The sequence below is a fragment of the Micromonospora sp. NPDC023737 genome (genome assembly GCF_040639715.1).
In the GTDB taxonomy this organism is placed as follows: Bacteria; Actinomycetota; Actinomycetes; order Mycobacteriales; family Micromonosporaceae; genus Micromonospora.
This window is the reverse complement of record NZ_JBFAAL010000010.1, coordinates 145,764-168,789: the sequence shown is the minus strand read 5'-3', so window position 1 is coordinate 168,789 and position 23,026 is coordinate 145,764. Positions and strand designations below refer to the sequence as shown.

Here is a 23,026-nt window from a genome sequence, read left to right as displayed (position 1 = left end):
GCTCAGCGGGTCACGCCACTCCGGCCCGACCTCGGCTCAGCTGGCGTCGGTGAGCTTGAAGGTCCGCACCATCTCGTCGAAGATCGGCTTGCTCTCGGCGAACCGGGCGTCGTTGGAGGTCAGGTAGAACGAGTAGACCTTGCCGTCGCTGACCACGCCGCGCCACACACCGTGCCGCATGGTGTCGCCCTCGCCGCAGGTGTACTCGAACTCGGCGGCCGGCTTGCCCGCGAGCTCCTTCTCCGCCATCTCGAGCTGGCTGTACGGCTTGGGGCAGCTCTTCGCCTTCTTGAGCCCGTTCGCGGCGATCTCGGCCCAGCGCATCGCGCTGTCGCCGCTGAACTTCTCGGTGAGGACGCGGACCTTGCGACCGCTGTCCTCCGGGTCGATGTAGTCGATGTAGACGCCGCCGGTCGCCTTCTTCCAGCCCTTCGGCACCATCACCTGAATGCCCCGGGCGGCGTGCTCCTGCATCTCGACCCCCGGCCCGGCGGGCGCGGTGGCGGTCGGCTGGGCCTGCGGGGCGGGCGGAGTGTCGTCGCCGCCGGTGAAGGCGACGATCACCGCGATCAGCAGCACCACGGCGAGGCCACCGGCCGCGGCCAGCTGGATGTTGCGCGGCCACCCCTTGACCGTGCGCACCAGCTCGGCGCCCATCCGGCGGACCCGGTCGACCAGGCTCCCGCCCTGGCCGGGCGCGGTATCGGGCGAGGTCCACGGCTGCCCGGTGCCCGGCACCGACCACTGGCTGCCGCCGTAGGTGCCGCCCATCCGCTGGGTGGCCTCGGGTGCGGCGGCGTACGGGACCGCCTGGGTGGCGTCCGGCCGGACACCCCAGGTCACCGGCTGGGTCGCGTCACGGTGGGCGTCCACCCGCTGGGTGGCGTCCGCGCCTCCGTAGGTGCGACCGGCGGTGGGCAGGCCGGGACCCGGCATCGCCCCGGTGGGCGTGTGCAGCGGGCCGGCCAGCGCGTCGGCGCTCGTCTCGTCGAGGGCTCCGGTGCCTGCGGCGCCGGTCGGCTGCGGCTGTTCGCCGCGGCGCAACGCGGCCAGCCGGTCGGTCAGCGACTCGTCCGGAGCGAGCATGGCCCGACCACCGATCTGGCCCGACGGCTTCGGTTCGGGCTGAACCACCGGCGGGGGAGTGACCGGCCGTTGCAGGGGCACCACCGAGTACGGGTCGGTCATCGAGTGCACGGCGGCGGCGTTGTTGCTCAGTGGGCCGGCCAGCAGTTCGCGGAGCATGGCCCGGGCGCCGTGCACGTCCATCCGGCGGGCCGGGTCCTTCTCCAGCAGACCCATCAGCACGCCGGTCATCGGGCCGCTGCGCTGGGGCGGGGCGGGCGGGTCCTCGACCACGGCGTGCATGGTCTCGATCGGGTCGCCCTTGTCGAACGGCGGGCGCCCCTCGACGGCCGTGTAGAGCGTCACGCCGAGTGAGAAGAGGTCGCTGGGCGGGCCGAACTCCTGGCCCATGGCCCGCTCGGGGGAGATGAAGTGCGGCGAGCCGAGCACCATGCCGGGCGTGGTGAGCTGCACGTCGGTGGGCATCCGGGCCACACCGAAGTCGGTGAGTACGCAGCGCCCGTCGGTGCAGATCAGCACGTTGGCCGGCTTGACGTCGCGGTGCAGCACGCCGATCGCGTGCGCCACCTCCAGCGCACCGAGCAGCGCAATTCCGATCTTGGCGACGACGCGCGGCGCGACCGGCCCGTCCTCGATCACCATGTCGGCGAGGCTGCGGGCCTCGAGTAGTTCCATCACGATCCACGGGCGGCCGCTCTCGGTGACCACGTCGTAGACCTGAACAACTGCGGGGTGTTGGATCGCGGCGGCCGCGCGGGCCTCGCGGAGTGTGCGTTCGTACATGGCGTCGCGGTCACTGGGGGCCAACCCTGGGGGGAGGACGACCTCCTTCACCGCCACGTCCCGGCGCAGCAGGGTGTCTGTCGCGCGCCAGACCGTTCCCATGCCGCCGTTGCCCACCGCGGAACGCAGTTCGTAGCGACCACCGATGGTGGTGCCGGGTGCCGCGCGTCCGCTGGGGGGACTGACAGGTCCGCCGCTCCAGGTCGGGATCTGAGTCACAGAAAAGCCACCGGGGGATATCGAGGGGGCTGGGACACAACCTCCCTATCTTGCTTGTTCCGACGCCCGATGTGAAAGCCGACGCTCGGACGTTTATCGAAGTCAACGGTGTGTAGGCGGCTGCTCACCTCTGGTCCACCTTCCGGGACTCAGTGTGCGGAACCCCTCACCCCCGGCCGTCGTCGGTCGTCCTACCATCCGGGGATGAACCAACGGCGGTCAAGCGAATCCGGTTTTCCGATCAAGGGCGTCTACGGGCCCGACGACCTTCCGGAGGACCTGGACTCCCGGCTCGGTGCCCCGGGCGAGTTCCCGTACACGCGCGGGGTCTACCCGACCATGTACACGTCCCGACCGTGGACCATGCGCCAGTACGCCGGCTTCGGCACCGCCGCCGAGTCCAACGCCCGCTACCACCAGCTGTTGCGGGCTGGCACGATGGGCCTCTCCGTCGCCTTCGACCTGCCGACCCAGATGGGATACGACTCCGACGACCCGATCGCGCACGGCGAGGTCGGCAAGGTCGGGGTGGCGATCGACTCCATCGAGGACATGCGGACGCTCTTCGACGGCATCCCGCTGGACCAGGTGTCGACCTCGATGACCATCAACGCGCCCGGCTCGGTGCTGCTCCTGCTCTACCAGTTGGTCGCCGAGGAGAACGGCGTACCCGGGTCCGCGCTGAACGGGACCATCCAGAACGACATCCTCAAGGAGTACATCGCCCGGGGGACGTACATCTTCCCGCCGAAGCCCTCGCTGCGCCTGGTGGCCGACACGTTCGGCTACTGCCGCAAGGAGGTGCCGAAGTGGAACACCATCTCCATCTCCGGCTACCACATGGCCGAGGCCGGAGCGAGCCCCGCACAGGAGATCGCGTTCACCCTCGCCAACGGCGTCGAGTACGTCCGCGCCGCGGTCGCGGCCGGGCTGGCGGTCGACGATTTCGCTCCCCGGCTGTCGTTCTTCTTCGTGGCTCGTACGACGCTGCTGGAGGAGGTGGCGAAGTTCCGCGCCGCGCGGCGGATCTGGGCCCGGCTGATGCGCGACGAGTTCGGGGCCAAGAACCCGAAGTCGATGATGCTGCGCTTCCACACTCAGACCGCCGGTGTGCAACTCACCGCCCAGCAGCCCGAGGTCAACCTGGTCCGGGTCGCCGTGCAGGGGCTGGCCGCGGTGCTCGGCGGTACCCAGTCGCTGCACACCAACAGCTTCGACGAGGCCATCGCGCTGCCCACGGAGAAGGCCGCCCGACTCGCGCTGCGTACCCAGCAGGTGCTGGCGTACGAGACGGACCTGACGGCCACGGTCGACCCGTTCGCCGGCTCGTACGTCGTCGAGGCGTTGACCGCGGACGTGGAGGCGGCGGCGACCGAGCTGATGGACCGGGTCTTCGAGTACGGCTCGGCCGTGGACGCGATCGAGGCCGGGTTCCAGAAGCGGGAGATCGAGCAGTCCGCGTACCGGATCGCGCAGGAGATCGACTCGGCCGAGCGGGTGGTGGTCGGCCTCAACCGGTTCGCCATCGACGAGGAGGAGCCGTACGAGCCGCTGCGGGTCGACCCGGCGATCGAGGCGGCGCAGGCGGGGCGCCTGGCCGAGCTGCGGCGTACGCGCGACGCAGCCGGGGTTGAGCGGACCCTCGCCGAGCTGCGCGCCGCGGCCGCCGGTTCCGACAACGTGCTCTACCCGATGAAGGAGGCGCTGCGCGCCCGGGCCACCGTGGGCGAGGTCTGCGGGACGCTGCGCGAGGTGTGGGGCCAGTACCGGCCGACCGACCGCTTCTGACCGGCCCTACCGACCGCCGCCCGGCACCTGCGCCACGCCGGGCGGCTGTCGCGTTTTAGCTGGTCAGCCACTCGATCGCGGAGTTCGTGGAGCGCTACAGTCGAGGTGGGACCACCCGTCGCCCCGCCCCCGGCGCGATACGCGCGACGCCGCCGTACCGCTGCGGGTCGCCCCCCGGGGCGGCGCTGCCCCGGCCCGGCGCGGCGTGTGCTCGTGGGGTTTGCGGGTACCTCGGCCGGGTGAACGGAACGGACACCGTGTGCGCTCCGGTCGCGCGGGCGCATGTGAGCGTCTGTCCGGCTTGTCGCGGAGAGTGGTCGGCTAGTTGGCGGAGTGTATGTTCATCAAGCTGACTAATGCGACAATTCAGAACTAAGGGCCCGGGGGCCGCGCTCGATTTCGTGACCACCGAATCGGTTACGCGTTGTAGGAGGTGATGCGGCAGATGGCAGCGTCCGAACGCGATCTACCTGCGGTGCCGCTGACTTCTGAGCGCTCTCAGCAGGGCTTTCGTGACGCTGCGCGCTCCGACCACTACCGGAACGAGGTTGCGCAGCGTCACCGGCGGAGGTCTAGGCTGTCTGCTGTTCATGATGATCCATCCATCTCTACTGAACGAGAATTCGACGTGACGAGTGCGTTGACGCTGCCCACTGGCAGCCAGCTGGCGTCGTCCTGGCCGGAGACGCCATCCGGGTCCCTACCTCTGCCGTTCGAGCTGGACGATCTCCTCGCCCTTCGGGTACCCGGCCTCATCGGCACCCGCCGTCACATTCACGCCCACCCGGAGCTCTCCGGTCAGGAGTTCGACACCGCGGCGCTGATCGCCCGCGAGCTCACCCTGGCCGGCCTCAACCCGCGGCTGCTGCCCAAGGGCAACGGCGTGCTCTGCGACATCGACGGCCGTCCCGACGGGCCGGTGGTCGCCCTGCGTGCCGACATCGACGCGCTGCCGCTGACCGACGTCAAGGAAGTGCCGTACCGCTCCACCGTGGAGGGCGTCTGCCACGCGTGCGGGCACGACGTGCACACGTCGATCATGCTCGGCGTCGGGATGCTGCTGGGCCAGCTCGCCGAGCGTGGCGAGCTGAACGGCCGGGTTCGGCTGATCTTCCAGCCGGCCGAGGAGATCCTGCCCTGCGGCTCGCTGGAGGTCATCGAGGCCGGTGGCCTGGACGACGTGGTGCAGATCTTCGCGTTGCACTGCGACCCCAACCTGCCGGTCGGCCGGATCGGCCTGCGGGTCGGCCCGATCACCGCCGCCGCGGACAACGTGACCGTCCGGCTCACCGGGCCCGGCGGGCACACCGCCCGTCCGCACCTGACCGTCGACCTGGTCGACGCGCTCGGCCGGATCATCACCGAGGTGCCCGCCCTGGTCAGCCGCCGAGTGCCGGCCAACAGCGGCCTGCTGCTGGTCTTCGGCCAAGCCTCGGCCGGCACCCGCTACAACGTCATCCCTTCCGAGGCGTGCGCGGCCGGCACGCTTCGGGTCATGGACCGCGACACCTGGGAACTCGCGCCGAAGATCGTCGGTCAGGTCGTCCGGGACGTGGTCGCGCCCACCGGCGCCACGGTCGACCTGGAGTACCTGCGCGGCCGTCCGCCGGTCAGCAACGACGCCAAGGCGATCCAGGTCCTCACCGCGGCCACCACGGCCGCCCTCGGGCCCGAGGGCGTCGCGGAGACCCCGCAGAGCATGGGCGGCGAGGACTTCTCCTGGTACCTGGAGTACGTCCCCGGTGCGCTCGCCCGGCTCGGCGTCGGCCGGACGGGGCCCAACGTCGACCTGCACCGCGCCTCGTTCGACGTGGACGAGCGGGCGATCCCCGCCGGCGTACGCGTCATGGTGCAGACCGCGTTGCGGGCACTGGAGGCTGCGGCCCACTGACCTGCGGCGGGTGCGGCCCGCCGACCGGCGGAGGCGGCGGCGCCCCGACCGGTGCCGCCGGCGGGTTCCGCCGCCGCCGTCGGCGCAGCAGCACGAGCACCGCCGCCAGCGGTACGCCGAGCACCACCAGCCACGGCAACAGCGCGCCGAGCACGGTCAGCAGGAGGGTCATCGAGGACAGGAAGACCTTCCAGCCGCCGCGCAGCCCGGTCATGAAGCCGAGGTCGGTCGCCTCGTCCGCCGTGCTCGCGTCCCGCCCGACCAGCGTGAGCGTGATCGTGGACAGTGCGGTCAGGTCGGCCAGCCGGCGCTTCTTCGCCTCCAGCGAGGCCAGGTCCGCCTCGCGCTTGGCCAGCTCACCCTCCAGCGACACCAGGTCGCTGATGGTGGTCGCCCGGGCCAGCAGCTTCCGGCCGCTGTCCACCCGGGCGCGTTGAGTGGCGATCCGCGCGTCCAGGTCCACGGTCTCCTCGGTGACGTCCTCGGTACGGATCTCCCGCCGCTCCGGCCGGCCCAGCTCGGCGAGCTCGTCGACGACCCCGGTGAAACGCGCCGCCGGCACCCGCAGACTCAACTCGGCCCGCGCGTCGGCGTCGACGCTGCTCCGCTGGTCGCCACCGACGAAGCCGCCCGCTGCGGTGACCGCCGCGACGGCATCACGGGCCGCCCCGTCCACATCGTCCACCCGTACCAGCATCGTTCCGGTGTAGATGATCGAGCGCTGGTCCACCCGCAGATCCGGTGCGCCCGCGCCGGCGGGGGCGGGTGCGCCGCCCTCCCCGGGTGCGCCCGCACCGGCCGGGGGACGCGGTGCCCCCGCGTCCGCCGCACCGGCGGCCGTACTGGCGTCGTCGGTTCCGCCGGCGCTGCAACCGCCGACTGCCAGGCTCGCCACCAGCACCGCCGTCAGGACCCCCCGACGCCGTCTGCTCCGTACGTCCATCTCCACTCCCCTCCGCTCGCCCGACGGGCGATACCTCGGACGTGGCGCGCCAGCACGCCGGTTCCGGCAGACTGCGCTGAGGACGTCACGATTCGATAATCGAGGAGTCACGATGCAGCTCACCAAGTACGCCCACTCCTGCCTCCGGGTGGAGCACGACGGGGGAGTGCTCGTCATCGACCCCGGCGTGTTCAGCGACCCCGTGGCGCTGGACGGGGCGGACGCGGTGCTGATCACCCACGAACATCCGGACCATCTGAACGTCGAGGCGGTCACCCGGCAGCTCGACCGGCGCCCTGTCCCGGTCTATGGGCCGGCCTCGCTCTCCACGGCCCTCGGCGACGCGGCCGAGGCGCTGCGGGCCGTCCAGCCGGGCGAGTCGTTCACGGCCGCCGGGGTGGCGGTCCGCGCGTACGGCGGCCGGCACGCCGTGATCCACCCGGACATCCCGGTGATCGACAACGTGGGATACCTGATCAACGACGTGGTCTACCACCCGGGGGACGCGCTGGTGGTGCCGGACCTCCCGGTCGACACCCTCTTCGCGCCGATCCACGCCGCCTGGTCGAAGTTCTCCGAGGTGGTGGACTTCATCCGGGCGGTCGCACCGCGTCGGGTGTACGCACTGCACGACGCGCTGCTCAACGACAACGGGTACGGCCTGCTCGACCGCCAGTACGCGGCGCTGTCGCAGACGGACTACCGGCGGCTGGAACCCGGTACCCGGCTGGACGCCTGAGGCGATGCCCGGCCCCTCGCCCGAGCTGGTCCAACAGCTCTACAGCACGCCCCCGGACCGGTTCGTGGCGGCCCGGGACGCGGCCGTCGCGCAGGCGCGCAAGGCGGGTGATCCGGCGACCGCCCGTCAGATCGCCCGCCTGCGCCGCCCCACCGTGGCCGCCTGGCTGGTGAACCTGCTCGCGATCCGCCGCCCCGAGCTGGTCGCCGACCTGGTGCAGCTCGCCGAGGCGATGCGCTCGGCCCAGCGGGAACTGCGCGGTCCGCGGCTGCGGGAACTCTCCGCGCAGCGGCGCGCGGTGGTCGGCGCGCTCCTCGCCGAGGTTCGCAAGCTGGCCGCGGCGGAGGCCGGCGGCCCGTCGACCGGGAAGCTGCCGCTGACCGAGGTGGAGGCGACCTTGAACGCGGCGCTCTCCGACAGCGAGGTGGCTGAGCAGGTACGCGCCGGACGGCTGCTCCGGGCAGCCAGCTACGCCGGCTTCGGTGAAGTGCCCCGCCCGCAACTGCGCCTGGTCACCGGCGGCGAGGACGAGGAGGAGGCGCAGCGGCGACGGGAGGCCGGCCGAGCCCCCGCCCAGCGCGCGCCCGGCGGGCGGGCGGCCGAGCGGGCCGCGGAACGGGCCGAACGGGAGGCGCGGGCCGAGCGGGCACGGCAGCGCCGGGCGTTGGAACGCGAGCTGGCGAAGGCGCGCGCCGACCAGGACCGGGCCGAGTCGGAGCTGGCGGACGCGACCGAGGCCGAACACGACGGCGCGGCGGCGCTCGACGAGATCGAAACCGAGCTGGCCGAACTGGAGCGGCGGCGGGCGGTAGCCGAGCAGGAGCTGAGCCGGGCCAAGCTGGCCCGCCGTGGGGCGGAGCGGGCGCTGACCGCGGCCCGGCGGCGCGCCGGCGAGGTCGAGGCAGCCGTGGAGGCACTGGAGACCGAGGAGGGGGATTCCGACACGGGCCGCGGCGAGGCAGACTGACGTCGATGGACTTTCGTGTGGTGCCGGCGGGACGCTCCGGCGTCCGCGGGTGGGCCCGATGACCCCGGAGCAGATCGCCGCGGCCAGCAAGCCCCTGGTGCTCGAACTGGGCGACGCCTTCGGCCGCTGCCCGGTCACGTTGCGTCGGGCCCGGCTGCTCGGCATCTCCGGCTGGGCCTTCTACGTGGCGGGTCGCGCCGGCGCTCTCGGTGACGTACGGGCCGAGACGGTGGCCGCCACCCTCGGCTTCCTCGCCCCCGACGCGGTGGCGGACGGTTGGGACGGGGCGGCACGCACGGTCCGGCCGTCCGAGGTCGCCGCCGCGATGCTCGCCGAGTGCTGCCGGTGGGGTTCGCAGCACCTGGACGACCTACCCCGGATCGACCGGCTCGTCGGGCTGCTCGAACGGGCGGTCCACGCCGCGGACGGCAGCGGCCTGCCGCTCTTCGCCGCCTGGCGGGCGATACCGGTGCCGCACCGCGCCGCCGGAGCCCGCGCCGCGGCGGCGTTACGTCTGCTCCGGGAGTACTTCACGGGTGTGTACCTGCTCGCCGTCCGGGCCAGCGGGATGACCCCGCTCGAGGCGGTGCTCGCCGGGCCGGAGGGGGAGGCGGGCGCGATGGCGTGCGGCTGGCCGCCGCCGTACCCGGCAGTGGGTCCACTGGTCCGGCGCCGGCTCTGGGCCGAGGCGGTGACCCACCGGTTGGCCGCGCCCGCGTTCGCCGCGCTCGGACCGGTCGACGGCACCGAGCTGGTGGAGCTGCTGGCCGCCACCCGCGCGCATCTCGGCGCGGTGGCCCGCGCGCACCCCGCGGCCTGAGCGCTACCCGGAGCGGGACGGCGATCGGGCGTCCCGGCGCGCACCCGCCCGGCCAGAGTCTCGGCGTCCGGCGAGGATCAGCGCGGCGTTCGAGGTCGTAAATGGGCGGCGTCGGCGGGCCGGTCCTGCCAGGATCGGCGGCGTGACCCTTCCCGCCGGCTGGAGCGCGCGCCGACCCACCCTCGACGACGTGCCCGCGATCCTCACGGTGGTGCACGCCGCGGACACCTTCGCCGTCGGCTACCCGGACTTCGACGCCGCCGACGTCGAGGCGGCGCTGAGCGGCCCGTACGCCGACCCGTCCCGCGACTCCTGGCTGGCGCTCGACCCGGAGGGCCACGTCGTCGGCTGGACGAGCATCGACAACCCGACCGGCACCGGCCGGGAGTTCGTGGATGTCTACGTCGACCCGGAGCGGGGCAGGCAGCTACGCGGGACGCTGCTGGCCCGCCAGCTCGACCGGGTCGCGGAGCGGGCCGCCGAACGGTCGTTGCCGGCGCTCACCGTGCGGTGCGCGGCCTTCGAGCCGGAGCGGGACTGGGAGCGGGTCCTGCGCGACACCGGTTTCACGCTGGCCAAACGTTACGTCCGTATGCGCCGCCCGTTGGCCGACCTGCCCGCTGAGCCGCCCCCGCCGGCCGGTGTGACGGTCCGCCCGGTCGATCCCGACGATGAACTGGACCTGCGCGAGTTCCACCGGATCTTCGACACCGCCTTCCGGGACACGCCCGACTACGAGCCGCTCGGGTACGCCGAGTGGCGCAAAAAGGTCACCCAGCACGGCACCAGCTGGGACGAGTGGTTCGTCGCGGAGGTCGACGGGGTGGCGGTCGGCACGCTGCAATCCTCCGACCAGGCGCTCGACCAGGACGAGGGCTTCGTGCGGAGCCTCTCCGTGCTGCCCGGATTCCGGCGTCGGGGGGTGGGAGCCGCGCTGCTGCGCCGGGTCTTCACCCGGTACGCCGAGAAGGGGCGCGCCGCCGCCGGCCTGGGTGTGGACCTCACCAACCCGACCACGCCGCTGTCGCTCTACCACTCGGTGGGCCTGCGGGAGACCCGCTGGACCGACATGTTCGAGCTGGTCGTGCCGGCCGCGTCGACGAGCGGGGCTCCGCCGGTCGGTTGATGTCCCGCCGGACCACTCCCGTCCGGCGCCGGTCCCGCCCGAATGTGTGATCGGCGACCCCTCCGCGGAGCCCGGACGGTGGAGCGTACGGGCGCGGTAGCAGACTGAGCGGGTGCGATCTACGTTACGCCGAGGCGGTGCCGGTGGGGCGGGAGCGCAGCTCGGTGACGTAGTCGTCCGGGGCTCCCGCCTTCTCCGCAGCGGTCGCGATCTCCGACAGGTACCACGAGGTCGGCAGGCCGCCCTCGTAGCCGTCGAAGACGTAGATCCACGCGGTCACGTCGCCGTCGAGCGTCGAGACGCGGACGTGCAGTTTGCGGTACGTGCCGGAGGTCACGCCCTCGATCTCGTCGAGCTGGGCGGCGTCGTACGGGTGGATGTCGTAGAGCGCCACGAAGACCCGGTCGCCGGGGGACTCGACGAGGGTGCTCACCGCGCCTTCCCAGCCGATGACGTCCTCGCCGGCGAAGGTCAGCCGCCAGCCTTCCAGCCAGCCGGTGCCCACCATGGGCGAGTGCGGGCAGTAGGCGCGCATCCGACCAGGGTCGAGGTTTGAGCCGTAGGCGGCGTGAAGACGCACGGCGATGACGATAGCCCGGCGGACGGGTGGGGGAGAATACGACGGTGCGTGTCGGACGCGTTCAGGAGAAGAAAGTCACTGTGAGCATCGACGAGGGGCGAGTACGGTGAGCCGGATCGTGATCATCGGGGGCGGGCCGGCCGGCTACGAGGCGGCGCTGGTCGCCGCGCAGCTGGACGCCGACGTCACCGTGGTGGAGGCCGAGGGCGCCGGCGGGGCCTGTGTGCTGTCCGACTGCGTACCGTCGAAGACCTTCATCGCGAGCTCCGAGGTGGTGACCGGCTACCGGGACACCGAGGAGTTCGGGGTGCACTCGGACGGACTGGAAGCGGTCACCGTCGACGCGACGGCCGTGCACCAGCGGGTGAAGCGGCTCGCGCTCGCCCAGTCGGCCGACGTCCACGCCAAGCTGCTCAAGGCCGGCGTCACCTTCGTGGCCGGCACCGCCCGCCTGGGCGAGGACATGCTCGGCCACACGCACCGCGTGGTGGTCAGCCCCGCCGACGGCGCCGCCGACTACACGATCGACGCCACCACGGTCCTGATCGCGACCGGCGCCACCCCGCGCCAACTGCCGACCGCCCTTCCGGACGGCGAGCGGATCCTCACCTGGCGTCAGGTGTACGACCTGCCCGAACTGCCCGAGCACCTGATCGTGGTCGGCTCCGGTGTGACCGGCGCCGAGTTCGCCAGCGCGTACCTCGGGATGGGCGTCGAGGTCACTCTGGTGTCCAGCCGGGACCGGGTCATGCCGCAGGAGGATGCCGACGCGGCGCAGGCGATCGAGCGGGTCTTCCGCGCGCGGGGCATGAGCATCCTGAACAACTCGCGCGCCGACGCGGTCCGCCGCACCGAGACGGGCGTCGAGGTCGAGCTCTCCGACGGTCGCAAGGTGTACGGCTCGCACGCGCTGATCACGGTCGGCTCGATCCCCAACACCGCCGACCTCGGCCTCGCCGAGTACGGCGTCAAGCTGGGCCGGGGTGGCTACGTGACCGTCGACCGGGTGTCCCGGACCAACGTGCCCGGCATCTACGCCGCCGGCGACTGCACCGGCGTGCTCGCGCTGGCCAGCGTCGCGGCCATGCAGGGCCGGATCGCGATGTGGCACGCGCTCGGCGAGGCGGTCCGCCCGCTGCGACTGCGGACCGTCGCCGCGAACGCCTTCACCTCGCCCGAGCTGGCCACCGTGGGCGTCTCGCAGAACGAGGTGGATGCCGGCACGGTCCCGGCCCGACAGGTGATGCTGCCGCTGGCGGGCAACGCCCGGGCCAAGATGGACGACCTCGCGGACGGCTTCGTGAAGCTCTTCTGCCGGCCGGCCAGTGGCCAGGTGATCGGCGGTGTGGTGGTGGCGCCCAAGGCGAGCGAACTGATCCTGCCGATCACGATGGCGGTGGAGAACAACCTCACCGTCAACGAGCTGGCCCAGACGATCACCATCTACCCGAGCCTCTCCGGATCGATCACCGAGTCGGCCCGCCAGCTCATGCTCCACGAACTGGAGTGACTGCCGCTTCTGCCGGCCGTACCCCGGCCGACGTACCCGGTCGTGCGGTCGTGACCCCCTGGCGAGGCGCCACGACCGCGTGATCTCCGCCGTCCGGCAGGCCGGTCACCACCATTGCGAAGATGGTGAGCACGGCGACCTCGGCCAGGATCAGCAGGCGCTCCACCAGTCCGATGAGCACGCGGTCGCCCGGGTACGCCGACCAGACCATCGCCACGGCGAGGACCGCACTGGCGATCACGAATCGGCGCGTCCACCGGGCACCGGCCGCGGGCAGCCGGTTCGCCAGCAGCCAACCGCCCACCGGCAACGCGAGGAAGGCCATCACCGAGGCGTACCGGTGCACGTAGGCGGCGGCACCCATCGGCGTTCCGGGCTCGTTCGTCGGTACGACCGCGGCCAGCAGCAGTCCGGCGGCCCAGACCGCCAGCAGGGCCTCCGCCCACCCGATCCGCCGCCGGCGGACCGCCCGGCGGGTCCGGGCAGCCTGGACGACGTCCGTCGACGCGGCGGAGGTGCGGCTCAGCGCGGGCAGGAGCACCGCGGTGGCCGCCGCCAGCAGCACCATCGCGGTGTCGATGACGCCACCCCGGTCGGAGACGGCGAAGTCGCTGATGGTCAACGACCAGGGGGACAGGTCCTCGTTCACCTCGAGATGTCCGATCACGGCGAGCAGCGCCGCCAGGGCGATACCGCCGAGAGCCAACCGGCCCGAGTTCCGCGTTCCAGGCATGCCTCAGCCTGTCGCCGGCACCACCCGAAACGGATCGGGGCGAGCCACCGAATTCGATCCCGGGGAGCACCCCTAGGGCGTGTGTCAAAGCCTTCGGTCGAGCCGAGGCGGAGTCCAGGCGGCGGTCCGGCAAGGCGGGGATTCGTCCGGATACCGGTGTTGTATCCGGACGAAGCGCCGACGTCGCAGGTCGTCGTCTGGGCGCGCCGCAGGCCGGCCAGGGACTTTGACACACGCCCTAAGAGCGGTGCCGAGGACCTGATGCCTGTGTTACCGCCGGGGCAGCGACGTGCCTGCCCGAAGCGGGGCCCGGTGAGTCGACCGGCAGCCCGGCGTTGCGGCGGGCGTTCACGACCGTCATCAGCCAGCCGGCGGCGGCGAAGCCGGTCGCCGCCACGGCCGCGACCACCGCGAGACGCCACGTGGAGGAGGCGAGCGCCGTCCCGCCGAGGTGCCCGACCAGCGCCCCGTAGGTGGCCCAGCCCAGCGCGGCGATCGTCTCGTAGATCAGGAAGAGCCGGTAGGGGTAGCGGCTGCGGCCGGCCGAGAAGCAGGCCGCCATCCGGCCGCCGGGTACGAACCGGCAGAGCAGGATCACCAGCGGGCCCGGACGGCGTAGGCCCTGGGTGAACCGCGCGGCGGCCCGCTGGGCGCGGCTCTGCCTGGTATGTCGGCGTACCCGCCGGTCGGGTGCGCTCCGGCCCAACAGGTAACAGATGAGGTCGCCGGCCAGGACGCCGAGCGCTCCCGCAGCGATCGTGAGGGGCAGGTCCAGCCCGCCGTAGACGGTGAGCGCCCCTCCGGTGATCATGATGGCCTGGGTGGGGATGACCGGGACGAAGGCGTCCAGCAGCAGCAGAGCGATCAGCGCGAGGTACGCCCACGCCGGTGACGTGACGTCAGTGAGTAGTTCGGGCACGCCCGCCACCTCGCCATATGCGGCCGATTTGATGTACCGAGACTGACGACGTGTCCGGCGTCACCACGGACGGGCCCGACCGGTGGTGACCATGGACACGGCAGGGCCACCCCAGTACAACGACGGTCCATCACTCCCGGTCACGGTCGGCGGATCGGCGTTCGTCGGCGTACCGTTGTCGGGCGCGGCCATACGACCGTCGGGTCCCCCGTTCTCGACGATCGGGCCGTATCGGGCCGCCGGCAGGTCCCGTGCCGGCGGCCCACCCCTTTTCTTGCCCGTCCTGACCCGCGGTCTCGGCAGTCGGTCGGCACTCCGGGTACCCGGGAACTCTGCGGCAGCGGCACGGTGGCGTAGCGGTTGGTTGCCCCTGCCGGAACGGACAAAGTTCTCCTTTCTTCCGTCACCGCGGCGGTGGTCTGCGTGGTTGATCCCGTGGCAGCTGATAGCGGCCCGGATTAGAGGTGAGTAGCCGTGCCACCGATCCCTACCGCGAGAGGCCGCGGCCGGCATGCCGCGAGGCCGAGTTCGTCGGTGCGACCCTGGTGTCAGGCTGTGCTGCTGACGCTGCTGCTCGTCGGTTCCCTGCTGCCCACCGGTGGCGTGCCTGTGGTCACGCTCGCGGCTGTCGGACTCCTCCCGATCGCGCTGGCGACGCTCGTCGCGGGCATGCCCGTCCTGCACCGGTCGGCCGGTCTGGCGTTGCTGCTCGCCGCCGTCGTCGCCGTGCCGGCCTACATGACCCCACCGACCACGGCGTACGGAGCGGACAAGCTCCAGGCATTCCTCATGCTCACCGTGCCCACCGCCGCGACGGCGCTGGTGATCCGCAACCGGCGCGACCTCACCGTCTGGGCCACGGTCTGGGTCGCCTCCGGCTGTGTGCTGGCGCTGCTCACGTTGGTCGGTGACGTCGACCCGTCCGGCAGGTCCGTCGGGGCGGGCGACAGCAACCCGATCTGGCTCGCGCGTGGTATCGGGTCCCCGGCCGTCGCGTTGCTGTGGCTGATGGTCACCCGGGCGATCGCCATGCCGATCGGCCTGGCCGTCGCCGGCCTGCTCGCCGCCGGGCTGTACGCCACCGGCTCGCGCGGCCCTGTGGTCGCGTTGGCGATCGCCACGCTGATCGTGCTCACCCTGTCGTCCGCGTCGACTCGGGTCGGCCGCGCCGCCGGGCTCGCCCTGGCCGCCGCCGTCAGTCTCTACGTGGTTCTGACGTTCCACCTTGTGCCGGCCACGTCGCGGTTGGGCGCGTTCCTGTACGACCCACGCAGCGAGCTGGACGAGTCCGACCGGATCGAGCTCGCCCGCCCGACCTTGGATCTCATTGCCGGCACACCGCGAGGGGTGGGTCTCGGTAGCTGGGCCGAGCATGTCCCCGTCGCGCCCTACTGGTACCCACACAATCTTTTCTTGGAGGTGTTCGCCGAAGCCGGGTGGCTCCCCGGCGGGATTCTCGTGGGCACGCTCATCTGGGCGATGCTGCGACTGTGGCGCACCACGAGAGTGCAACCGGCCGCAGTGCTGGTGCTCGCGCTGCTCGCGTTCGAAGTGACCTGCGTGAGCGTGTCCGGTGACCTCAACGCGCGAAGTTTCTTCTTCATCCTGGCGCTCGGATACGGAGTCGGGTGGTGGCCGGCTCCCACCTCACACCGGACCGGTCGGTCAGCGCGGGCACTGCCGTCCGCCGGCTCAGTGTCGACAACGCCGCCAGATCAGCGAGCGCTTGGAGTGGCCCGCGAGCCCCACTTCCCGATACGGCACGACCCCTCTCCGCTCATGAAGTAGCGGCCGCTTTCCGGAAAGAGTGGCCTCCGCGCGCTGGATGGCCACTCTTTCCGGGAAAGTGTGCCGATCCTGGATTGCGAGCGGTCTCGGCGTGGCGCAGGGGGTGGAAATGGGCGTGCGTTCGGGCGCGGGCGGCGCGTACGGTTTCGGCATGCGCAGTGCGGAACGGACCACGACGCCGGAAGATCCCGGCGTGCCGTACTGACGTTTCCGTCCACGAGGCCCCGGGGTGATCGCTCCCGGGGCCGCGTGGCGTTCGGTGACCAGATCGCCTCCGGGTCGTACGCGATCAGGGAGAGCGACATGATCGACCACCGCAGGCTCGGCCGAGAGCTGGAGCTGTTCGTCTCCGATCCGCTGGCCGGTGCGGGCCTGCCCATCTGGCTGCCGGCCGGAGCCGCCGCCCGGCACGCGGTCGAGGAGTACGTCCGGGAGTTGGAGCGCCGGGCCGGCTACCAGCACGTCTACTCGCCACCGCTGGGAAAGCGGGAGCTCTTCGAACTCTCCGGGCACCTCGGCTACTTCGCCGACGACATGTTCCCGCCGATGCGACTCTCCGACGACGACGAGTTCGTGTTGCGGCCGGCGCTCTGCCCGCACCACGCCCTGGTGTTCGGCGCGCGCGGTCGCTCCTACCGTGAGCTGCCGCTGCGGATCGCCGAGCTGGGTGGGATGTACCGCGCCGAGCGCTCCGGGGTGCTCGGCGGCCTCTCCCGGGTACGGGCAATCTCGCTCAACGACGCGCACAACTTCTGCGCGCTGGAGCAGGTGGGGGAGGAGGTCGCCGAGATCCTCCGGCTGATCCGCGAGGCGCACGCCGCGCTCGGCGTACGCCCGGCCGGGTTCCGATTGTCGCTGCGTGGGCCCGGTCAGCGGTACGTCGGCGACGACGCGCAGTGGGCCCGCGCCGAGGAACTGCTGCGCGACGCCCTGACCGGGGTCGAGTACGCGGTCGCACCCGGGGACGCCGCCTTCTACGGTCCGAAGATCGACGTCCAGATCGTCGACGCCCGTGGCCGGGAGTCGACCCTGGCCACCGTGCAACTCGACTTCGACAAGCCGGAGCGCTTCGACCTGGCGTACACCGACCGGGACGGGGCACGGCGACGCCCGGTGATGGTGCACCGGAGCCTGGTCGGCAGCATGGAGCGGCTGTTCGCGTACCTCATCGAGGTGCATCAGGGCGCCTTCCCCGCCTGGTACGCGCCGGTTCAGCTGGCGGTGCTCCCGGTGGACGCCGACCAGGCCGGCGCCGCGGCCGACCTCGCCCGTCGGGCCGAGGAGTCCGGGCTGCGGGTCGAGGTGGACGCCGTCGGCTCGCTGGGCGCCCGGATCCGGGACGTGACCCGGCGTCGCATCCCGTACGCCGCCGTGATCGGCGCCCGGGAGGCGGCGGACGGGCGGGTGTCCCTGCGGCTGCGCGACGGGCGTGGTCTCGATCCGTTGCCCGTGGCGGCCGCGCTCGACCTGGTCGGCGGTGTGGTGGCCAGCCGGTCCGCGCAGCTGCTGCCCGGCTGACCCGGGCAACGGGCGGGGGACGCGGGCCGGTACCCGCCCAAGCGCTGCCCCCGCCGGCCGGTGCACGGCTGGTGTCCGTGCTACCGGCCGGCAGGGTTGGCGGAGTTCGTGCTCCCGCTCGGCCGTGGGCTTCGCGCACACCCGTGGCCGGCCGGGTCACCCCGACAGCGCCCCATGCGCGGCGGCCGGTGTCCGGGCAGCGCCGTCGGTGGGCTCGTCCTCTTCCGTGAGCGCCTGGCTGAACTGCGACAGGTAGAGCTGCTGGTACGCCCCGCCCGCGGCGAGCAGCTGCTCGTGCGTGCCCTGCTCGACGATCCGGCCGTTCTCCATCATCAGGATCAGGTCGGCGTCGCGGATGGTGGAGAGCCGGTGCGCGATCACGAAGCTGGTCCGGTCCGAACGCAGCGCTGCCATCGCCCGCTGCAGCAGCACCTCGGTGCGCGTGTCGACCGAGCTGGTCGCCTCGTCGAGAATCAACAGCGACGGCTCGGCGAGAGCCGCCCGCGCGATCGTGATGAGCTGCTTCTCGCCGGCGCTGACGTTGCTTCCCTCCTCGTCGATGACCGTGTCGTAGCCGTCGGGCAGGCTGCGGACGAACCGGTCCACGAAGGTGGCCCGGGCCGCGGCGAGGATCTCCTCCTCGGTCGCGTCCGGCCGGCCGTACGCGATGTTGTCGCGGATGGTGCCACCGAAGAGCCACGTGTCCTGGAGCACCATCCCGATCCGGCCACGCAGGTCGTCGCGGCGCATGGTGCTGGTGTCCACCCCGTCCAGGGTGATCCGGCCGGCGTCCAACTCGTAGAACCGCATGATCAGATTGACCAGCGTCGTCTTGCCGGCGCCGGTCGGTCCGACGATCGCCACGGTGTGACCGGGCTCGGCGACCAGCGACAGGTCGTCGATCAGCGGCTTGTCCGGCTCGTAGCGGAACGACACGTGCTCGAACTCGACCCGGCCCCGCGGCTGCGTGACCCGGGCCGGTTCGACCGGGTCGGGGCTCTGCTCGTCGGCATCGAGTACGGCGAACACCCGTTCCGCCGAGGCGACACCGGACTGGAGCAGGTTGGCCATCGAGGCCACCTGGGTCAGCGGCTGGGTGAACTGCCGGGAGTACTGGATGAACGCCTGCACGTCGCCGAGGCTCATCGACCCGTGGGCGACCCGCAGGCCGCCCACCACGGCGATCGCCACGTAGCTCAGGTTCCCGATGAACATCATCGACGGCATGATGATCCCGGAGACGAACTGGGCTCCGAAGCTCGCCTTGAACAGTTGCTCGTTCTTCTCGGCGAACGCGGCCTCGACCTCGCGCTGCCGCCCGAAGACCTTGACCAGTTCGTGGCCGGTGAAGGCCTCCTCGATCCGGCCGTTCAACTCACCGGTGTGCGCCCACTGGGCGATGAACTGCTTCTGCGACCGCTTGGCGATCCGCTGGGTGACCAGCACCGACAGCGGCACGGCGACCAGCGCCACCAGCGCCAGCAGCGGCGAGATCCAGAACATCGCGCCGAGTACGCCGACCACCGTGAGCAGCGACGTGAGCAGCTGACTCAGCGTCTGCTGGAGGCTCTGCGAGATGTTGTCGATGTCGTTGGTCACCCGGCTGAGCAACTCGCCCCGCGGCTGCCGGTCGAAGTAGGGCAGCGGCAGGCGGTTGAGCTTGTCCTCCACGTCGGAGCGCAGCTTCAGCACCGTCCGCTGCACCACGCCGTTCAGCAGCCAGCCCTGCCAGAACGACAGCAGAGCCGCGCCGAGGTAGAGCCCGAGCGCCAGCAGCAGGACCCGTCCCAGCGCACTGAAGTCGATACCCGCGCCGGGTACCGGCTGCATCCGGGCGAGCATGTCGGCGAAGGCTTCGTTGCCGGTCGCGCGGGCCGCCGCGACGGCCTGATCGACGCTGGTGCCCGCCTCGAGTTGCCGGCCGACCACCCCGGTGAAGATCAGGTCGGTGGCGTGCCCGAGGATCTTCGGCCCGGCGACGCTGAGCCCGACGCTCACCACCGCCAGCGCGATGATCCCGCCGAGCTGAAGCCGATGCGGCCGGAGCCGGCCGAGCAGCCGCCGCGCCGACGGCCCGAAGTTCATCGACCGCTCGGCGGGCATCCCGGCCCCGAAGCCGTGGCCGCGGCCACCGCCCGGCCCCCGGCGCGGTGCCGATCCGCCGGCCGGCTTCTGCGCCGGCACCGTCCGGTCGCTCATGCCGGCACCTCCCTGCGGTCGGGGCCGGCCTGAGGCTTTTCCGCGCTGTGCTCGATGATTCGCTCCCTGCGGTCGCTCATGCCGGCACCGCCGTGGTCTGCTGCGAGGCGACGATCTCGGCGTACGTCGGGCTGCTCTCCAGAAGTTCCTCGTGTCGTCCCATTCCGACGACCCCCCCGTTCTCGAGCACGATGATCTGGTCGGCGTCGACGATCGTGGAGACCCGCTGGGCCACGATCACCACGGCGGCGTCTGCGGTGACCGGCCGCAGCGCCGCCCGCAACCGCGCGTCGGTGCCCAGGTCGAGCGCGGAGAACGAGTCGTCGAAGAGGTAGATCTCCGGTTTCCGGACCAGGGCCCGGGCGATCGCCAACCTTTGCCGCTGGCCGCCGGAGACGTTGGTGCCGCCCTGTGCGATCGGTGCGTCCAGTCCGTTCGGCATCTGCGCCACGAAGTCGGCGGCCTGGGCGATCTCCAGCGCGGCCCAGAGATCCTCGTCGGTGGCGTCCGGGTTGCCGTAGCGCAGGTTGCTCGCGATCGTGCCGGTGAAGAGGTACGGCCGCTGGGGCACCAGGCCGATGCGGCGCCACAGCTCGTCGGGTGCCAGATCGCGTACGTCCGTCCCGTCCACCAGCACGGCGCCGTCGGTGACGTCGACCAGCCGTGGAATCAGCGACAGCAGGGTGGTCTTGCCCGCACCGGTGCTGCCGATGATCGCCGTGGTGGTGCCGGGCGTCACCCGGAACGAGATGTCCCGCAGCACCGGCTCGGCCGCGCCCGGGTACTGGAACCGCACGTCGCGTAGCTCCAGCTCGGCCCGTCCGGGCACCTCGGCGACCGGGGTGGCGGGCGGCGCCACGGAGGTGTCGGTGTCGAGCACCTCGACGATGCGTTCGGCGCAGACCGCCGCGCGCGGCACCATCATCAACATGAAGGTGGCCATCATGACGGACATCAGGATCTGCATGAGGTACTGGAGGAAGGCGGTGAGCGCGCCGATCTGGATGGCCCCCGAGTCGACCCGCTGCGCGCCGAACCAGAGCACTGCGACGCTGGAGACGTTGAGCACCAGCATGACCACCGGGAAGATCAGCGCCAGCAGCCGCCCGACCCGGAGCGCCGTGGCGCTCAGGTCCGCGTTGGCCACGCCGAAGCGCTCCGTCTCGTACGGCTCGCGTACGAAGGCGCGGACCACCCGGATGCCGGTGATCTGCTCGCGCAGGACGCGGTTGACCGTGTCGATGCGGGTCTGCATGAGCCGGAACCCGGGCACCATCCGCCGGATGACCAGTGACAACGCGACGGCGAGGACGGGTACCGAGACGAGCATCAGCCAGGAGAGCCCGAGGTCCTCCCGCAGCGCCATCACCACGCCGCCGACGCACATGATCGGGGCGGCCACGAGCATGGTGCAGCTGAGCAGCACGAGCATCTGCACCTGCTGCACGTCGTTGGTGTTGCGCGTGATGAGCGACGGTGCGCCGAACCGGGCGACCTCGCGGGCGGAGAACCGGTTGACGTGCCGGAAGATCGCGGCCCGCGTGTCCCGGCCGAAGCTCATCGCGGTACGCGCCCCGAAGTACACCGCGGCGATCGAGCAGACGATCTGGACCAGGCTGACCGCCAGCATCCAGGCTCCGGTCCGGATGATGTAGCCGGTGTCGCCGCGAGCCACGCCCAGGTCGATGATGTCGGCGTTGAGGCTCGGCAGGTAGAGCGAGGCCATGGTGCCGACGAACTGGAGCAGCACGACGGCGGCCAGCGGCTTCGAGTACGGGCGTAGATGGTTGCGGAGCAGTCGGATCAGCACTTCTTCCGACCTTCCGTCCCGTCTGTGGGCACGGTCATGCCTGGTTCCTCTCCACTACCGATGACCTCCAGCAGGAACTCGCGGATCACCGCCGCCTTCTCGGGGTCGGCGTCGACCGAGGTGAGCGGCCGTCCGGACCGGATCAGGACGCTCAACCCCGCCAACCGTTCGTGGCCGGCGGGGGTGATGGCGAGCCGTACGCTGCGCCGGTCGCTCTCGTCGCGCTGCCGTTCGACCAGCCCGTCGCGTTCGAGGGTGTCGACGATCCCGGTCAGCGTGGCCGGCCGTACGAAACAGCGCTGGGCCACTTCGCGGTGCGGCATGGGGCCGTTCTTGTCGAGCGTCATGAGGGCGACCATCCCGGCCTGGGTGAGGTTGAACTTCTCCGCCAGGAAGCGGTTCCACCGCTGGGTGACCACGTGACCGGCCAGCGCCAGGAGGCGGCCCATCGGCACGTCGTTGAGGGTGACGAGATCCACGACCAACAGGTTAGCTACCTGATGGTCAGGCACCAAACGAAATTACGGCCGCGGTCGCGACGAACGCGATCTGCAGCGCCGTACGCGGTCCCAGTGGCGTTACCGGTCGTCCGGCCAGGTTGAGCCGGCGTCGTGCCGCTGAGACGTTGGCCGGGAACATCGCGAGCATCAGCAGTCCCAGTCCGGCCGCTGCCCAGCGGTCCGTGGCCGGGATGAGCAGGGCCGCCGCACCGGCCAGTTCGAGTACGCCGGTCACGGTGACCAGGAGCGCCGGCCGGGGTAGGCGCGGCGGAACCATGGCGACGAGGCCGGATCTGCGGGGTTCGGTGAAGTGCGCGAGCCCGGTGAGCACGAACATGGCCGCCAGCCCGACCCGGAGTGCGTCGGCCGTGCCGTCCAGGGGGTCGAAGCCGGCCAGCCCGGCGATCCGGGCCAGCGCGAAGCCGGCGATCAGGGTGATCAGCGGAGCCATGACGTCCTCCTCGGGTCGGAACTTGTCACTGACAAGATTGCGCCACGAATACCATCTTGTCAATGGCAAGATAAGATCGCAGCATGACCCCGACGCGTGGCTACCATCACGGCGATCTGCGCCGTGCCCTGCTCGACGCCGCGGTGGAGGCGATCGGTGAATCCGGTCCCGCCGCACTCAGCCTGCGAGACCTCGCCCGGCGGGCCGGAGTCTCGCACGCCGCGCCCGCGCATCACTTCGGCGACAAGGCCGGGCTGCTCACCGCGCTCGCCGTGCAGGGGTTCGACCTGCTCGCCTGGACCCTGCGCGACGCCGGCGACGACCTGCTCGCCGCCGGAGTCGCGTACGTGGACTTCGCGGTCCGGCACCGCGCGCACTTCGAGGTGATGTTCCGGCCGGAGCTCTACCGAGCGCACGACCCGGAGGTGCGGGCCGCCAGCGACCGGGCCGGCGGCATGCTGCGCGACCGGGTGGCCGGCCTGCCGGCGCGCGACGGTGGCGCGGGCGACCCCGGGCGCGACGCCCTCGCCGCCTGGTCGATCGTGCACGGCTTCGCCACCCTCTGGCTCGCCGGCGCGCTGCCTCCCCGCGTCGGCGACGACCCGCGCGAGGCCGCCCGGCACGTGATCAGCCGGCTCGTCGAGTAGACCGCCGGC

Annotated in this window: 19 protein-coding genes; 10 read left to right on the top strand and 9 right to left on the bottom strand. The window is 71.8% G+C overall.

Features of this window, described 5'->3' with window-relative positions; genetic code table 11:
* Positions 1 to 36: 36 nt before the first annotated feature.
* Entirely contained in the window at positions 37 to 2,088 is a 2,052-nt protein-coding gene (locus AB0F98_RS21475) for a protein kinase (protein ID WP_357737886.1), read from the bottom strand.
* A 204-nt stretch (positions 2,089 to 2,292) separates the two neighbouring features.
* Between AB0F98_RS21475 and AB0F98_RS21470 the strand changes: the two genes are divergently transcribed.
* Positions 2,293 to 3,876: a methylmalonyl-CoA mutase family protein gene (locus AB0F98_RS21470; protein WP_357737884.1), complete on the top strand. Its 1,584-nt coding sequence runs from the start codon at positions 2,293 to 2,295 to the stop codon at positions 3,874 to 3,876.
* Between the two features lie 628 nt (positions 3,877 to 4,504).
* Complete coding sequence (locus AB0F98_RS21465; protein ID WP_357737882.1) at positions 4,505 to 5,767, top strand: amidohydrolase; 1,263 nt, start codon at positions 4,505 to 4,507, stop codon at positions 5,765 to 5,767.
* Here the strand turns inward: AB0F98_RS21465 and AB0F98_RS21460 are convergent.
* Complete coding sequence (locus AB0F98_RS21460) at positions 5,721 to 6,710, bottom strand: DUF4349 domain-containing protein (RefSeq protein WP_357737880.1); 990 nt, start codon at positions 6,708 to 6,710, stop codon at positions 5,721 to 5,723. The two genes, AB0F98_RS21465 and AB0F98_RS21460, sit on opposite strands and share 47 nt — an antisense overlap.
* Before the next feature lie 112 nt (positions 6,711 to 6,822).
* Between AB0F98_RS21460 and AB0F98_RS21455 the strand changes: the two genes are divergently transcribed.
* The 4 genes from AB0F98_RS21455 (at position 6,823) to AB0F98_RS21440 (ending at position 10,362) form a co-directional block, all read left to right on the top strand.
* On the top strand, positions 6,823 to 7,449 hold the full coding sequence (locus AB0F98_RS21455; RefSeq protein WP_357737878.1) for an MBL fold metallo-hydrolase: 627 nt from the start codon (positions 6,823 to 6,825) through the stop codon (positions 7,447 to 7,449).
* A gap of 4 nt (positions 7,450 to 7,453) precedes the next feature.
* Positions 7,454 to 8,416: a hypothetical protein gene (locus AB0F98_RS21450; RefSeq protein ID WP_357737876.1), complete on the top strand. Its 963-nt coding sequence runs from the start codon at positions 7,454 to 7,456 to the stop codon at positions 8,414 to 8,416.
* Between the two features lie 58 nt (positions 8,417 to 8,474).
* Positions 8,475 to 9,236, top strand: a complete 762-nt coding sequence (locus tag AB0F98_RS21445; protein WP_357737874.1) for a hypothetical protein — start codon at positions 8,475 to 8,477, stop codon at positions 9,234 to 9,236.
* Positions 9,237 to 9,378: 142 nt separating this feature from the next.
* A complete protein-coding gene (locus AB0F98_RS21440; RefSeq protein ID WP_357737872.1) occupies positions 9,379 to 10,362 on the top strand; it encodes a GNAT family N-acetyltransferase in 984 nt (327 codons plus the stop codon).
* A gap of 124 nt (positions 10,363 to 10,486) precedes the next feature.
* On the opposite strand, the gene AB0F98_RS21435 is transcribed toward AB0F98_RS21440, so the two are convergent.
* A complete protein-coding gene (locus AB0F98_RS21435; protein WP_357737870.1) occupies positions 10,487 to 10,942 on the bottom strand; it encodes a gamma-glutamylcyclotransferase in 456 nt (151 codons plus the stop codon).
* 106 nt (positions 10,943 to 11,048) lie between these two features.
* Between AB0F98_RS21435 and AB0F98_RS21430 the strand changes: the two genes are divergently transcribed.
* Complete coding sequence (locus AB0F98_RS21430) at positions 11,049 to 12,452, top strand: NAD(P)H-quinone dehydrogenase (protein ID WP_357737868.1); 1,404 nt, start codon at positions 11,049 to 11,051, stop codon at positions 12,450 to 12,452.
* On the opposite strand, the gene AB0F98_RS21425 is transcribed toward AB0F98_RS21430, so the two are convergent.
* On the bottom strand, positions 12,430 to 13,185 hold the full coding sequence (locus AB0F98_RS21425) for a DUF998 domain-containing protein (RefSeq protein ID WP_357737866.1): 756 nt from the start codon (positions 13,183 to 13,185) through the stop codon (positions 12,430 to 12,432). The genes AB0F98_RS21430 and AB0F98_RS21425 overlap by 23 nt on opposite strands.
* A 238-nt stretch (positions 13,186 to 13,423) precedes the next feature.
* A complete protein-coding gene (locus tag AB0F98_RS21420) occupies positions 13,424 to 14,104 on the bottom strand; it encodes a DedA family protein (protein WP_357737864.1) in 681 nt (226 codons plus the stop codon).
* 555 nt (positions 14,105 to 14,659) lie between these two features.
* Here AB0F98_RS21420 and AB0F98_RS21415 point away from each other — a divergent pair.
* Both AB0F98_RS21415 and thrS read left to right on the top strand, forming a co-directional pair.
* On the top strand, positions 14,660 to 15,892 hold the full coding sequence (locus tag AB0F98_RS21415; protein ID WP_357737862.1) for an O-antigen ligase family protein: 1,233 nt from the start codon (positions 14,660 to 14,662) through the stop codon (positions 15,890 to 15,892).
* 288 nt (positions 15,893 to 16,180) lie between these two features.
* Positions 16,181 to 17,410 carry a threonine--tRNA ligase gene (thrS, locus tag AB0F98_RS21410; protein WP_357738004.1) on the top strand — a complete coding sequence of 410 codons (1,230 nt, stop codon included), beginning with the start codon at positions 16,181 to 16,183 and terminating at the stop codon, positions 17,408 to 17,410.
* Between the two features lie 156 nt (positions 17,411 to 17,566).
* On the opposite strand, the gene AB0F98_RS21405 is transcribed toward thrS, so the two are convergent.
* From AB0F98_RS21405 to AB0F98_RS21390, 4 genes are all read right to left on the bottom strand, one after another.
* Complete coding sequence (locus AB0F98_RS21405) at positions 17,567 to 19,513, bottom strand: ABC transporter ATP-binding protein (protein ID WP_357738002.1); 1,947 nt, start codon at positions 19,511 to 19,513, stop codon at positions 17,567 to 17,569.
* 172 nt (positions 19,514 to 19,685) lie between these two features.
* The gene (locus AB0F98_RS21400; protein ID WP_357737860.1) at positions 19,686 to 21,419 is read right to left on the bottom strand and encodes an ABC transporter ATP-binding protein; all 1,734 of its coding nucleotides are present in this window, start codon (positions 21,417 to 21,419) and stop codon (positions 19,686 to 19,688) included.
* Positions 21,413 to 21,898 (bottom strand): MarR family transcriptional regulator, encoded by a 486-nt coding sequence (locus AB0F98_RS21395; RefSeq protein WP_357737858.1) that lies wholly within the window; start codon positions 21,896 to 21,898, stop codon positions 21,413 to 21,415. Before AB0F98_RS21395 ends, AB0F98_RS21400 begins: the two co-directional genes overlap by 7 nt.
* A gap of 25 nt (positions 21,899 to 21,923) precedes the next feature.
* Positions 21,924 to 22,370 (bottom strand): DoxX family membrane protein, encoded by a 447-nt coding sequence (locus AB0F98_RS21390; RefSeq protein WP_357737856.1) that lies wholly within the window; start codon positions 22,368 to 22,370, stop codon positions 21,924 to 21,926.
* Positions 22,371 to 22,453: 83 nt separating this feature from the next.
* Between AB0F98_RS21390 and AB0F98_RS21385 the strand changes: the two genes are divergently transcribed.
* Positions 22,454 to 23,017: a TetR/AcrR family transcriptional regulator gene (locus AB0F98_RS21385; RefSeq protein ID WP_357737854.1), complete on the top strand. Its 564-nt coding sequence runs from the start codon at positions 22,454 to 22,456 to the stop codon at positions 23,015 to 23,017.
* Positions 23,018 to 23,026: the final 9 nt, after the last annotated feature.

Bases quoted from the DNA above. Each gene is read 5' to 3' on its own strand.
- AB0F98_RS21445 (WP_357737874.1), top strand. From the start codon at position 8,475: ATGACCCCGGAGCAGATCGCCGCGGCCAGCAAGCCCCTGGTGCTCGAA.
- AB0F98_RS21425 (WP_357737866.1), bottom strand. From the start codon at position 13,185: ATGCCTGGAACGCGGAACTCGGGCCGGTTGGCTCTCGGCGGTATCGCC.
- AB0F98_RS21405 (WP_357738002.1), bottom strand. From the start codon at position 19,513: ATGCCCGCCGAGCGGTCGATGAACTTCGGGCCGTCGGCGCGGCGGCTG.
- AB0F98_RS21390 (WP_357737856.1), bottom strand. From the start codon at position 22,370: ATGGCTCCGCTGATCACCCTGATCGCCGGCTTCGCGCTGGCCCGGATC.
- AB0F98_RS21455 (WP_357737878.1), top strand. From the start codon at position 6,823: ATGCAGCTCACCAAGTACGCCCACTCCTGCCTCCGGGTGGAGCACGAC.
- AB0F98_RS21470 (WP_357737884.1), top strand. From the start codon at position 2,293: ATGAACCAACGGCGGTCAAGCGAATCCGGTTTTCCGATCAAGGGCGTC.
- AB0F98_RS21450 (WP_357737876.1), top strand. From the start codon at position 7,454: ATGCCCGGCCCCTCGCCCGAGCTGGTCCAACAGCTCTACAGCACGCCC.
- AB0F98_RS21385 (WP_357737854.1), top strand. From the start codon at position 22,454: ATGACCCCGACGCGTGGCTACCATCACGGCGATCTGCGCCGTGCCCTG.
- AB0F98_RS21460 (WP_357737880.1), bottom strand. From the start codon at position 6,710: ATGGACGTACGGAGCAGACGGCGTCGGGGGGTCCTGACGGCGGTGCTG.